Below are 13,285 nucleotides of genomic sequence, written 5' to 3' on the forward strand. Positions count from 1 at the left end.
ACAGTGGAGGCGGGCCCCGGTGGCGGCGCAGGCCGCCGGACGGGGGACGCGGAACGGGGAGCGGGGGTTTTCCATGCCCGGCAGGGTGAGCGGCGGACACGGGGACGAGGGCGTGACGGGCGGCGCCGCCGGGGCGGACGGCGCTTCCGGGGCGGACGGCTCCGAGGGCACGGTCAAGCCGCTCGCCGCCGGGGACCCGCGCCGGATCGGCCCCTACCGGGTGCTCGGGGTGCTCGGGTCCGGCGGGATGGGGCGGGTGTTCCTCGCCCGCTCCGAGGGCGGCCGGGCGGTCGCGGTGAAGGTCGTGCACGAGGAGTACGCCTCCGACACCCGCTTCCGGGCCCGCTTCCGCCGGGAGATCGCCGCCGCCCGGAAGGTCGGCGAACGCCACACCGCACCCGTCCTCGACGCCGACCCCGACGCCGAACCCCCGTGGGTGGCCACCGGTTACGTCCCCGGCCTGTCCCTGGAGCAGGTGGTACGCCTGCACGGCCCGCTGCCCGCGTCCACCGTCCACGCGCTCGCCGACGGCATGCTGCGCGCCCTCAAGGACATCCACGCGGCGGGCATCGTGCACCGCGACCTCAAACCGTCCAACGTCATGCTCACCGTCGAGGGCGTGCGCGTCATCGACTTCGGCATCGCGCGCGCCGTGCAGCCCGCCGTCGAATCCCTGCTGACCAGCACGGGCATGGTCATCGGCTCACCCGGCTTCATGGCGCCCGAGCAGATCACCGGCGACGGGGCCCGCCCCGCGAGCGACGTCTTCGCCCTCGGCTGCATGCTCGCCTACGCGGCGAGCGGGCGGCTGCCCTTCGCGCACGGCGCGACCAACCAGCACGCCGTGATGTACCGGATCGTGCAGGCCGAACCCGACCTCGACGCCGTCACGGACGAGCCGCTGCGCGCGCTGATCGCCCGCTGCCTGACCAAGGACCCCGAACACCGCCCCACCGTGGCGGAGTTGCTGTCCGGCCCGGACCGCCCCGGGCCCGCCGCCGCGTCCGGCGACTGGCTCCCCGCCCCCGTGGTCGTCCGGCTGGCCCGGCTCTCGGCGGGCCTGCTCGCGATCGAGTCGGGGACGGAGGCCGCCGCCGGGAAGAGCCGCCAGACGGTTCAACTGCGCCCGCAGAAGCCGACGGTGGCGGCGACGGCGGTGTCCACGACGCCCCCGACCCCGGCTCCGGTCCCGGCACCGGCCCCGGCACCGCCCGAGCCCGAACGGCGGGCCCGCAAGCGGTCCTGGCTCATCGCCGTGACCGTGGTGCCCGTCGTGGTCGCGGGCGGCACCACCGCGCTGGTCCTCCTCCCCGGCGACGGCGGCACCCCCACCGCCGCCGCCACCGGCACCCCCACCGCGCCCCCGTCCGCCTCCAACTCCCCCTCCCCCGCGGGCGTCTCCCCCTCCGGCACGGTGACCCCCGGCACCTCGGCGTCCGCCACCTCACCGGGAACGCCCACCCCGGCCCCCGGCAAGAACGGCAGGAACGGCCAGGACGGGAAGAACGGCGCCCCCGCCCCCACCGCCAACCCCGGTACGGGCCCCACCCGTTCGTCCTCCGGAGGCACCACCGGCTCCGGCGGCTCGTCCGGGGGCACGTCGAGCAAACCCCCGTCGAGCAAGCCGTCGTCGAGCGCCGTCCCGGCCGTCTTCCTCGGCACCTGGAACGTCCCCTCCTCGAACAGCTTCGGCAACGACCCGCAGAAACTCGTCATCTCCCGCGCCGCGATCGGCCAGAACGCCGTCCGCTACTCCTGGGACGTCTACGGCATGGGCCACTGCGAGTACACCGCCCGCCTCGACTCCGTCTCCGCGGGCGGCAAGCAGTTCCGCGTCACGTCCGGCACGATCGACACGGCCCACTCCGGCGCGTACTGCAACGACGTGGCCGCCTCCACCTTCGTCTCCGACAGCGCGGGCACCATCCGCCGCGTCTACTCCACGTCCAACCCGAACGGGATCACGTACAACAAGTCCTAGTCAGGGGCCCGCCAGCGCCTGAACCGCCCCGTACGGCAGGGGTGTTACGGCCTGCGGCAGGCCGTCGCGGACGGCGGTCGCCGCCGACAGGGCCGCGGACAGGGCCGTGCGGTACAGAAGGGAACCCAGGCTGATCCGGCGGACGCCGAGACCGGCCAGTTCGGCGACGGTGGGACCGCCCGGGGTGTGGAGGACGTTCAGCGGGACGGTGAGGGTCGCCGTCAGGGCGGCGATGGCCGCGGGATCGGTCAGGCCGGGGACGAACACCCCGTCCGCTCCCGCCTGTTCGTACCGCGCGAGCCGGGTGGCCGTCTCCTCCGCACGGCCGCCGAGCCAGTACGTGTCCGTGCGGGCGTTCACGAACAGTCCCGGCACGGCCTCGCGCACCGCGGCGACCTTGGCCGCGTGCAGCCCGGCCGGGGCGAGGGAGCCGTCGGCGCGGCCGTCCTCCAGGTTCACACCCGCGGCCCCCGCCTCGTACAGCCGCGCCGCCAGCTCCGCCACCTCCCGCGGATCGTCGCTGAAACCCCCCTCCGCGTCGACGCTGAACAGAAAACCGCCCCGCCCCAGGCTGCGCGCCAGCGCCACGGTCTCCTCGGCCGTCGCCCCGGCGCCGTCCGGCAGACCCGCGGCCGCCGCCACCCCCAGACTCGTCGTCCCGACCGCCCGGAAACCGTGCCGCGCGAGCAGGGCCGCCGACGCGTGGTCCCAGGCGTTGGGCAGGAGCAGCGGGGCCGCCTCGTCGTGCAACCGCGCGAACGGCGAGCGCGGACGGCCCAGCAGACCCTCCGCCAGCGCCAGCGCGTGCGCCCGGCCCGGACACGCACGCGGCGGCGCACCGAACGTCAGCGGTACGGGGTGGGTCCGGTGCGCCGCCGCGAGATCGAGCAGGACGGTGTCGCCCGCGGCGACCTCCCGGCCCGCGACCCGCGTCGCCCGCGCCGCCACCCGGCGCATCTCCCTGACCGGCGGGGTCTCACGCAGCACCCTCGCCAGCGGGGCGGTGCCCGCCGCCGTCACGAGAGCGGCCGTCGCCGCACCCGCCTGCACGAGGACGCCGATGCGGTTGGCCGCCGCCTCCAGGGCCGCGTCGTCCGCCGGGTCCGCCCCGAGCAGCCCCACCAGGCGGGTCACCGCCCCGTCCGCGGCCGCCTCCGCGGCGGCGTCCCCGCCACCGAAGTAGGGCCCCGACACCACGCAGACCGCTTCCGCGACGGCATCCGGCTCCGCCAGGCCCATCGCCGCGGCGAGCGTCCGGACGACCCGGTGCGCGGTCGGCACGTCGGGGGCGTCCCCCGTGCCCTCCGCCGCACGGCGCAGAGCCGCCGGGTCCACCCGGGCGAGCTCCGCCTCCACCAGGGCCCGCCGCCGGCGGTGCGGCTCCCCCGAACTGAACCGCGCGACCGCGGCACGCAGCCACGCCACACTCCTCCCCCCGGGCCCGCCCCCCGCGGCCCCCACCGGAACGAGCGCGGGATCCGCGAGAGCGGCGGTGATCGCTGCGTGGGCTTCCAGCACGTGCGTCGTGGGCGTCATAGGCCGACGCTAAGACCCCCACACTTCGGCGGACGCCGAACCGTCCCCCGCGCCCCCTTGCGCGATGGGCTGCCTGTTGCGGTAGGCGTCGCGACCGTCCGCCCGGCGGGGGCTTGTCGCTCCGTTCTCCCCCCAGAGCTTCGCCTGGGGGTACCCCCACGCAGCCCCTGGGTGGTTGCCACTTGCGGTGACAGCTCGCCTTCCCCCCGGTGGGGGCTGAGCGCGCAGTTCCCCGCGCCCCTAAAAACGAGTGCGCTCGCCCCGCAACCGCGCCCAGCGCCGTGGAAAACGGGTGCCCGCACCCCGCGCACATCACCCCCCGCCGGCAGGCAGCCGCTGAACCGGCCTGGAGGGGGACGGTGCGGGGTGCCCCCGCAGGAATGCGCTGTCGGTGGCTCACCGACCAGGTAGGAGGGCGAAGGCGCATTCCGAGGAGGTGCCCCGTGGCGGCACCCGACCCGCCCCCGGAGGGAGAGCGCGATGCCCCGCCGGGCAAGCCAAGGGGCGCGTGGGGGCACCTCCCAGGCGAAGCTCTGGGGGAGAACGGAGCGCTCAGCCCCCACCGCAGGGAAGGTCGCGCGGCGAACCGCACCATGCCCCTCGCGGAGCGACAGGCCCACCTCCGGCCGAAGGTCACCCCAGCCGCGGGAGGGGCGTTTTACGGTGGTCCGATGGGACATGTGACGTGGTGGGCGGTGCTCTCCTCCGGATCCGCTCCCGTACTTCTGCTGGGCGGTTCGGCGACCGCCGCTGTCGTGGAGGGGCCGGACTACAACCCGGTGAAGCAGACGATCAGCGTCCTCGCGGCGGACAACCAGGAGGCCTACTGGGCGCTGACGGCGACGCTGCTCGCGCTGGGGCTGTGTCATCTGGCGACGGCGTGCGGCCTGCGGGCGGCCGCGCTGGCGGGGCGGTTGGCGCTGGGCGGCGGCGGGGTGTCGGCGATGCTGCTCGCGCTCTTCCCGGCGCCCGCGACCGGCGGGTCGCTGTCGCACGGGTCGGTCGTGACGGTGGGCTTCGCGCTGCTGGCGCTGTGGCCGGTGCTGGCGGCGTGGCGGAGGCCGGCGGGCGGTCCGTGGGGGTTGCGGCTGGCGCCGTCGTGGGCGGTGACGGGGCTGATGCTGCTGGGGGCGGCGTGGTTCGTGGTGGAGAACCAGCGGCACGGCCCGGCGGGTGTGGCGGAGCGTGTGGTGACGGCGGCGACGGCGGTGTGGCCGGTGGTGGTGGTCATCTCGTGTCTGCGCCACCGGCCGGGCGCGGGGACGGGCGCGGGCCCGCGGATGCCGGTGTAGGCGGCGGCGCCACCGGGAGCGGGAAGGGTGCCCGGAAAAAATACGTGAGCGTTGAACTACCCGGGCCCCCCGCCCGTACCTCTGCGGGACACCCCCGCCGAGCCCGGCGGGGGGCCGCCGTCAGGGGAGGTTCACGTGCGCACGATTCCTGCCGCAGGTGGTTTAGGGGGCCGGGTCCGCCGGTTGGGCGTGGCCGTCGCCGCGCTGGTGGCGCTCGGCGCGGGGGGCCTCACCCTCGCGCCGGACGCGGCGGCCGGGACCGCCGGGGTCCTGGCGGACGCCCAGATCTCACCGCACACCGTGACCGGCGGGGAGCCCGCCACCGGAACGGTCACCCTGGTCGCGCCGGTGGACACGGACACGGTCGTCTCGCTGGTGAGCACCGACACGTCCGTGCTCACGGTCCCGGCGACCGTGACCGTACCGGCCGGTTCCGGCAGCGCCACCTTCACGGTCACCACCTTCGTCTTCCACGGCTCCGGCGAGTTCGCGTGCGTGGGCGCGACCGCGGGCGGGGTCACCGCGACGCCGTGCCTGAACAGCAACCCGGTGCCGTCGGGGCCGGTCGCGGTCGCGGTGACGTTCACGCCCGCGCCGATCCCCGGCGGGGGCCTCGCCACCGGGAAGGTGCGGCTGTCCGGCGCCGCGGACCCGAACACCGGGCTGATCCACCTGGTCAGCAGCGATCCGGCGGTGCTGAGCGTGCCGGAGTCGGTGCTCGCCACCGTGGGCTCGGACACGACGCCCTTCCCGGTCTCGACCTCGGCCGTCACGGGCGACCGGCTCGTCACCGTCACCGCGACGGCGGACGGCGGCAGCGCGTCCGGCACGGTGACGGTCGTCCCGGCGACCGCGCCGCCGGTCACCGACAAGGTCACGGTCAAGAGCGCGGAGTGGAAGAAGGGCCTGCTGAAGATCACCGCGACCAGCAGCGACCCGAACGCGATCCTGGGCGTCTACCTGACCGCGTCGGACAGTTTCATGTTCCCGCTCACGGCCAAGGGCGGCGGCACGTACGAGGCCCAGCACCAGTGGCTGGACAACCCGGGGTCGATCACCGTCCGCAGCAGTCTCGGCGGCTCGGCGACGGCCACCACCTGACCCCTCCCCGTACGGCGGTCAGCGGCCGGCGGTCAGCGGCCGGCGGTCAGCGGCCGGCGTCCTGCGCCAGGGTCGCGGCCACGAGGGCGTTCGCGTGACCGTGGCCCAGGCCGTGTTCGGTCTTGAGCCAGCCGACCAGCTCCATGTGCCGGGTCAGCGGCGAGGAGCGGATGAGCTGCTGCCACTCGGCGATCGGGCGGCCGTACTTCTTCTCGATGGAGGGGAAGTAGCTCGCGGGGCCCTTGGCGGCGGGTGCGGTGGTGGTCATGTGCGTCTCCCTGCGGGACGGTCGTTCGCGGTCGCAGGGTAGACGGGGCGGCGGCGCCGGACTCATCGGTCGCCGCCACCCCGGTTTTCAGCCCGCGGCGGTGTAGAGGGGTGCCTCGGGGGCGGCCTGGGTCAGCACGGTGGAGCCGGTCCAGCTCAGGAAGGAGTCGGCGGGCAGGTAGTCGTCCTGGAGGAAGAACGCGCGGGTGACGGCGGTGACGGTCAGGCTCGCGCCGGTCTCGGTCACCGGGGTGCGCAGGGCGACGATCTCGGCGATGTCGGACTGCGTGGTGCCCGCGGGGAGTTCGACGGTCGTGGCCGCGGTGCCCTCGCGGGTGATCGACCACGTCGGGTCGACGTGGTTCGAGCGGTAGAGCGTCGGGTCGCCCTTGAGGCGTACGCCGACGGACAGGCCGACCGCGCCCGCGTCGGTGGACGGCGTCGCGGTGTGGGCGACGGCGAGGTAGAGATACGTGCGCTGGTCGCCCAGCTCCGGTGTGGCGGGGCTGGACGGCGACTCGATCTTGCCCTCGCGGGTCATCTCCTGCGCCATGACCGGGTAGAGCCACGGGTTGACGTCCATCATGTGCTCGCGCGGCTGGCCCGCGGGCAGTTCCTGCACGGGCGCGGGCGAGAAGCGCATGGGGTCGTCGACGGTGTCGCACAGGTTGTTGTTGGAGGTGCACGTCTCCAGCCGCGGCCGGTCGCCCTCGTAGGTGCCCGCGAAGACCAGCGTCTGGTGGTTGGCGGCCTGGTAGACGCCGGTGCCGGGCACCGGCTCGCCCTGGGCGTCGACCTCGACGTCGTAGGCCCACTCGATGTCGGTCGTACGGCCCCAGCGGGCCATCAGGGCGGGCGAGTTGGTGCCGCCGTCCTCGTTCGTCCAGATGACGGTGTACTGGAGGACCTTGTGGCCGGGCGTCGTCGCGGGCAGCACCTCGTGGTACTCGTACAGCGGCGCGTCGGTGGTGCTGCTCTGGAACGGCGTGCCCAGGTCGGGGAGGTTGCGGCCGTACAGCACGGGGGCGTTGCGCAGGATCAGGCCCATGTCGGTGGTCTCGCCGTAGACCGTGAGACCGATGCCGCCGAGGACGGCGCGGGTCGCGGCGCGCGGGGAACGGTCGGCGGCGAAGCGGAAGGCCAGCGTGTGGCGGCCGCGGGTGAGGTGGCCGAGGCTGAAGTCGCGGGTGATCGGCTGGTCGGAGGGGATCACGATGTCGGTGGCGTAGCGCCCGTCCACGAAGGCGGACACCACCGCGGACTCCGCTCCCTTCGTGCCCCAGGAGATGCCGGGCGCCCGCGAGGACAGCGTCACGACGGCCTCGCCGCTGCGGTCGGCGGTGACGTGCACGGTGTGCGCGGGGCCGCCGCGCCGCACGGTCACCGACGGCAGGTGGTGCGCGCCGTGCCCGGCGGCGGTCGCGGACAAGCCGGTCCCGGACGAACCGGTCCCGGACGAACCGGTCGCGGACGAGGCGGCGGCGGGCGAGGCGCTCAGCCCGAGGGCGGGCGCGGCGGCCAGCAGCAGGGCCAGGCCCGCGGTACGGGAGCGGGGGTGCGACCTGCGGATGTCCTTCATGTCACGCATGGCAAGAATTCCTCTCGGCCGGTCTTCCGGAGCGCCCCCGACGATCCAGCAGCGGGGCGACGGGCGAGAGACGCCTGTGGCAACTTCGGCTGAACTCGCCCGCTGGGACGGCTGATTCGGGTGGTACGACGCAGCCCCCGTCCCCCACCCCGTCCCCCGCCCCCCCGCGCGCGGCGGTTTCAGTCCGCGCCCCTCCCTCGTCCGCGCTGAAACCGCGCTGCAACCGGCGTGAATGCGGGCCCCCGCAGTCTTTGCGGCATGACGACGACACCCAAGCCCCCGGCGGGCACCGCGCCGGACATCGCGATCGAGGCCCGCGGCCTGCGCAAGGCCTACGGCGACAAGACCGTCCTGGACGGCATCGACTTGAGCGTGCCCGCGGGCACCGTCTTCGCGCTGCTCGGGCCGAACGGCGCGGGCAAGACCACCGCTGTGCAGATCCTGTCCACGCTGATCGGCGCCGACGGCGGCGAGGCCCGCGTCGCCGGGCACGACCTGGTGGCCGCGCCGCAGGCGGTGCGCGCGGCGATCGGGGTGACCGGGCAGTTCTCGGCGGTGGACAACCTCATCACCGGCGAGGAGAACATGCTGCTGATGGCCGACCTGCACCACCTCGGCCGTACCGAACGCCACCGGGTCACCGCCGAACTGCTGGAGCGCTTCGACCTGACCGAGGCCGCGCGCAAGCCCGCCTCGACCTACTCCGGCGGTATGCGGCGGCGCCTCGACATCGCCATGACGCTCGTCGGCGAACCACGGGTGATCTTCCTCGACGAGCCGACGACAGGGCTGGACCCGCGCGCCCGCGACGCGATGTGGCGCATCGTCCGCGAACTGGTCGCGGGCGGTGTGACCGTCTTCCTCACCACCCAGTACCTGGAGGAGGCCGACGAACTCGCCGACCGCATCGCCCTGCTCAACGGCGGCCGGCTCGTCGCGCAGGGCACCGCCGACGAGCTCAAGCGGCTCGTGCCCGGCGGGCACGTGCGGCTGCGCTTCACCGACCCGGCCGCGTACGAGGCCGCCGCCCGCGCGCTCACCGGCTCCTCCCGCGACGACGAGGCGCTCGCGCTGCAGATCCCGAGCGACGGCACGCAGCGCGAACTGCGGGCGATCCTCGACTGGCTGGACGCCGCCGAGGTCGCCGCCGACGAACTGACCGTGCACACACCGGACCTGGACGACGTCTTCTTCGCCCTGACCGGACCCGGCACCACCGTCCCCGCACCCACATCCGCACCCGCACCCGCACCCGCCAAGTCCGCCGAGGAGAACGCCCGATGAGCACCCTGTCCCTGGCCGTGCGCGACTCGTCCACGATGGTCCGCCGCAACCTGCTGCACGCCCGCCGCTACCCGTCGATGACGCTCAACCTGCTGCTCACACCCGTGATGCTGCTGCTGATCTTCGTCTACATCTTCGGCGACGTGATGAGTTCCGGCCTCGGCGGGCACCCCGACCGGGCCCGCTACATCGCCTACGTCGTGCCCGGCATCCTCATGATGACCATCGGCGGTGCCTCGCTCGGTGTCGCGGTGTCGGTGTGCACCGACATGACCGAGGGCATCATCGCCCGCTTCCGCACCATGGCGATCTACCGCGGCTCCGTCCTCGTCGGGCACGTCGTGGGCGGCGTGCTCCAGGTGCTCATCAGCGTCGTCCTGGTCATCGGCGTGGGCTTCGCGATCGGCTTCCGCACCGACGCCTCGCCGCTGGACTGGCTCGCCGCGCTCGGTCTGACGCTGCTGGTGGGCCTCGCGCTGACCTGGCTCGCCGTCGGCATCGGACTGTCCTCGCCCAACCCGGAGGGCGCGAGCAACGTCGGGCTGCCGCTGATGATCCTGCCGCTGCTGGGCAGCGCCTTCGTGCCGGTCGACTCGATGCCCGGGTGGTTCCGCTGGTTCGCGGACTACCAGCCCTTCACGCCCTTCATCGAGTCGCTGCGCAGCCTGCTGCTGGGCACGCCGATCGGGCACAACGGATGGCTCGCGGTCGGCTGGGGCGTCGCCCTCACCGCTCTCGGCGCCTGGTGGTCGACGCGTCTGTTCCAGCGCGACCCGTCCCGCGCGCGGTGACGGCGGCGAGCGCCGCGGCCCGCAACTCCTCCCGCCCCAGGGCGGCGTACTCCGCGACAGCGCCGGAGTACGCCGCCCCGTCGGCGTCCCGGGCCGCCGCCCGCGCCTCCGCCACCGCCGCGGGCGGCTGCAACTCCCCCAGCACACCCAGCCGTTCGGCCAGCGCCACCCAGCGCGCCGCCGACGCGTCACCGCCCACCAGCGCCGCGTGCGCGAGCGCCAGCAGCACCGTTCCGTAGACCGGCAGTTCGGCCGCAGGGACGGGCGGCCGCCCGTCGTGCGGGGTCAGCATCCGCACCAGCCACGCCCGCAGCCGCGCCACCAGCCCCGCGACCGGCTCCACCCGCCCGCACCGGGCGTGCGCGCTCAGCGCCGCGGCCTGCATCTGCAAGGCCCACGGGTCCAGGTACGGTTCCACGCCGTGCTGCTCGCCCAGGGCGGGATCCAGCGCCGCCACCGACTCCCGCCACAGCCCGAGGCCCAGCTCCGTCAGCCCCCGCGCCAGCGCGATCCCGGCCCGCGCCGCCAGGGCGCCCGCGTCCGCGACCGCCTCGGCCTCGTCGGGTGCGGTGTCCCGCGCGGCCTGCGGCTCCAGCCACTGCTCGGCCTCGTCCACGGCGCCGCGCTGCAAACACGCGAGCACGAGCGCGCCGCGCACGTTCATGGTGTCGGTACGGTCGCCCACCGCCTGCTGCTGCGCGAGCGTGGCCAGCAGGTGCTGGTACGCCTCCTCGCCGTGGCCCATCCGCAGCGACAGCTCGCTGATCCGGGCATGGCACAGCATCCGCAGCAGCGGGTGGTGCAGCGGCTCCAGGCACTCCAGCGCCCGCCGCGCGGCGGCCAGCGCGGCCACCGGCCCGTCCTCGTACTCCCACACGTAGCTCGCCACGCACTCGGCGACCCCCGCCAGCAGCGGCTGGTCGTCCCGCGCGCACAGCTCGCGCAGCGCCTCGTAGCCGGGCGCGCGCAGATCCGGGATCACGCACAGCACCCGCGCCAACGCCCGTACCAGGGTGTCCGGTTCCGCCTGCGGCAGGCGGCGCAGCGTGATCAGCGGGCGCAGGGCGCGCGGGCCCATGCCCATGAACAGCGTCGCCGTGCACACCGCCGCCGCCGCACGCGCCACCTCCACGTACTCCGGCTCGGGGACGTAGTGCGACAGCGGCGGGCCGGTGTCGGCGGCGAGCGCCACCAGGCGGCCGTAGTTGGAGCCCGTCGACCAGATCGCGCCCAGCACCGCGGCCGCCGACGCGATCGACGCGCCGTCCCCGCGCGCCAGCGCGTGCCGCAACGCCAGTGCCAGGTTGTCCTGTTCGGCCCGCACCCGGTCCCACGAGTCGAACGGGTCGGCGCCGAACAGCACACCGTGCTCGGTACGGCCGAAGTCCCGCGCCCACGCCAGCAGCAGGGACGTCACCTCCGCGTCCTCACCCGCCTCGGCACGCCTGGCCGCGCAGAACTCCCGTACCGTCTCCAGCATCCGGAACCGCAGCCCCGCCACGGTGTCGGCCGCCGACAGCAGCGACTGGTCCGCGAGCTGCTCCAGCATGCCGAGGACGTCCGCGTGCGGCGGCAGCAGATGCGCGGCCGCGTCCTCCGTGAAACCGCCCGGGAAGACCGACAGCGCCCGCAGCGCCCCCTGCGCGTCCTCCTCCAGCAGATTCCAGCTCCACTCCACGACCGCGTGCAGCGTGCGGTGCCGCTCCGGGGTGTCACGGGCCGCGCCCCGCAGCAGGGCGAAACGATCCGGCAGCCGGTCCCCCAGACGGCGCGCGATCTCCGGCACCGACAGCGCCCGCACCCGCGCCGCCGCCAGCTCCACCGCCAGCGGCAACCCGTCCAACTGCGCGCACAGCTCCGCCACCTGCGCCGCCGGAAGCTCCACCCCCGGACGGGCCGCCCGCGCCCGCTGCGCGAACAGCTCCGCCGCATGCGCCCGGTCCAGCTCCGGCAGCGCGTACACCGCCTCCGACGTCAGCCCCAGCGGCGCCCGGCTCGTCGTCAGCACCCGCAGATCACGCGACAGCGCGACCAGGGCCCGCACCAGCTCCGCGACCCCCGCCACCACCTGCTCGCAGTTGTCCAGCACCAGCAGCGCCGGACCCTGCCCCAGCCCCGCCGCGATCGCCCCCGCCGCACCCTGCCCCCGCGGATCCGCCGCACCCAGCGCCGCCGCCACCTCACCCGCCACGTCCGCGTCCGCCGACACACCCGCCAACGGCACGAAACACACCGTCCGCTGGTCCGCCTCCCGCGCGATGACCTGCGCCAACCGCGTCTTCCCCAGCCCGCCGGGACCCGCCACCGTCACCACCCGCGAGACGTGCAGCAACTCCGTCACCGCCGCGACATCCGCCTCCCGGCCCACCAGCTCGTTCGGCTCATGCGGCACCCCCTTGCGGACCGCGGGCGCCTCCGCCCGCAACAACTCCGCGTGCACCGCCCGCAGACCCGCCCCCGGATCCGCCCCCAACTCGTCCCGCAACCCCCTGCGATACGCGTCATACCGCGCCAGCGCCACCGCCGGACCCGCCGTCGCCGCCTCCGCCCGCAACAACTCCGCCAACGCCTCCTCGTCCCGCGGCGCCCGCCCCACCACCACCGCCAGCGGCTCCACGGCCTCCGCCCGCCGCCCCAGCCGCGCCAACGCCAGCGCCCGCCGCCGCCACAACGCCTCGTACGCGGCCGCGCGATCCGCCCGCAGCGAGCCCACCGGATCCTCCCCCCGGTCCCCGCCCCCGTCCCACAACGCCAGCCCCGCCTCCGCGGCCGCCAGCACCCCCGCGCTGTCCTCCCGCCGCGCACACTCCTGCGCCCGCGCCGCACACAGCAGCAGCGCGGACGCATCCACCTGCTCCTCGTCCAACGTCAGCCGATACCCCGTCGGCGTCGTCGCCACCACATCCGCACCGAGCTGCGCCCGCAGCCGCGACACCAGCACCTGCACGGCCTTCGCCGGCCGGTCAGGCAGCTCCTCCTCCCCCCACAACCCCTCCACCAGCCGCCCCGCACTGCACCCCGCCCCCTGATCCCCCGCGAGCAGCGCGAGCAGCCCCCGCAGCCGGGGAGCGGTGATCTCCTTCCCCTGGAAGGCCACGCGGGACAACAACGTCAACTCAATCCTCACAACCCCGCAGACTAGCCCCGCCGGTCAAGCTCCCCGCCCCCCACCGGCGGCCAGCCGCTTCTCCTGCCCGGGAGGGGGACGGTGCGGGGTGCGGTTGCCCCGCCGGGCGAGCCGTCCTCGACCCCTACCGGCGGGACGGCCGCCGACGCTCCCCGGAGGGGGACGGTGCGGGGTGCGGTTGCCCCGCCGGGCGAGCCATCCTCGACCCCTACCGGCGGGACGACCGCCGACGCTCCCCGGAGGGGGACGGTGCGGGGTGCCCCCGCAGGAATGCGCATCGACTCCGTCGAGGGTGCGGGTGAGGTCGTACGCGCATTC

9 protein-coding genes are annotated in these 13,285 nt (G+C 75.1%); 5 read left to right on the forward strand and 4 right to left on the reverse strand.

What is annotated here, in order from left to right:
• Positions 1 to 73: 73 nt before the first annotated feature.
• Positions 74 to 1,981 carry a serine/threonine-protein kinase gene (locus ACWERV_RS33740; protein WP_452940414.1) on the forward strand — a complete coding sequence of 636 codons (1,908 nt, stop codon included), beginning with the start codon at positions 74 to 76 and terminating at the stop codon, positions 1,979 to 1,981.
• Here ACWERV_RS33740 and ACWERV_RS33745 read toward each other — a convergent pair whose 3' ends face one another.
• Entirely contained in the window at positions 1,982 to 3,517 is a 1,536-nt protein-coding gene (locus ACWERV_RS33745) for an isocitrate lyase/phosphoenolpyruvate mutase family protein (RefSeq protein WP_452940415.1), read from the reverse strand. It lies immediately after the preceding gene.
• 671 nt (positions 3,518 to 4,188) lie between these two features.
• Between ACWERV_RS33745 and ACWERV_RS33750 the strand changes: the two genes are divergently transcribed.
• Together ACWERV_RS33750 and ACWERV_RS33755 are read left to right on the forward strand one after the other, a co-directional pair.
• The gene (locus tag ACWERV_RS33750; protein WP_452940417.1) at positions 4,189 to 4,809 is read left to right on the forward strand and encodes a DUF998 domain-containing protein; all 621 of its coding nucleotides are present in this window, start codon (positions 4,189 to 4,191) and stop codon (positions 4,807 to 4,809) included.
• 189 nt (positions 4,810 to 4,998) lie between these two features.
• Positions 4,999 to 5,910: a hypothetical protein gene (locus tag ACWERV_RS33755; protein WP_452940418.1), complete on the forward strand. Its 912-nt coding sequence runs from the start codon at positions 4,999 to 5,001 to the stop codon at positions 5,908 to 5,910.
• Between the two features lie 46 nt (positions 5,911 to 5,956).
• Here the strand turns inward: ACWERV_RS33755 and ACWERV_RS33760 are convergent, their stop codons facing one another.
• Both ACWERV_RS33760 and ACWERV_RS33765 read right to left on the reverse strand, forming a co-directional pair.
• Positions 5,957 to 6,178: a DUF4287 domain-containing protein gene (locus tag ACWERV_RS33760; protein WP_452940420.1), complete on the reverse strand. Its 222-nt coding sequence runs from the start codon at positions 6,176 to 6,178 to the stop codon at positions 5,957 to 5,959.
• 87 nt (positions 6,179 to 6,265) lie between these two features.
• Complete coding sequence (locus ACWERV_RS33765; protein ID WP_452940421.1) at positions 6,266 to 7,765, reverse strand: hypothetical protein; 1,500 nt, start codon at positions 7,763 to 7,765, stop codon at positions 6,266 to 6,268.
• Between the two features lie 258 nt (positions 7,766 to 8,023).
• Here ACWERV_RS33765 and ACWERV_RS33770 point away from each other — a divergent pair, with 258 nt between their 5' ends.
• The gene (locus ACWERV_RS33770; RefSeq protein ID WP_452940423.1) at positions 8,024 to 9,049 is read left to right on the forward strand and encodes an ATP-binding cassette domain-containing protein; all 1,026 of its coding nucleotides are present in this window, start codon (positions 8,024 to 8,026) and stop codon (positions 9,047 to 9,049) included.
• On the forward strand, positions 9,046 to 9,840 hold the full coding sequence (locus tag ACWERV_RS33775) for an ABC transporter permease (protein ID WP_398174430.1): 795 nt from the start codon (positions 9,046 to 9,048) through the stop codon (positions 9,838 to 9,840). The genes ACWERV_RS33770 and ACWERV_RS33775 overlap by 4 nt, the downstream gene beginning before the upstream one ends.
• On the opposite strand, the gene ACWERV_RS33780 is transcribed toward ACWERV_RS33775, so the two are convergent.
• Positions 9,776 to 12,967, reverse strand: a complete 3,192-nt coding sequence (locus ACWERV_RS33780) for an ATP-binding protein (protein WP_452940425.1) — start codon at positions 12,965 to 12,967, stop codon at positions 9,776 to 9,778. The genes ACWERV_RS33775 and ACWERV_RS33780 overlap by 65 nt on opposite strands.
• Between the last annotated feature and the right edge of the window lie 318 nt (positions 12,968 to 13,285).

This window comes from Streptomyces sp. NPDC004031, assembly GCF_053604375.1.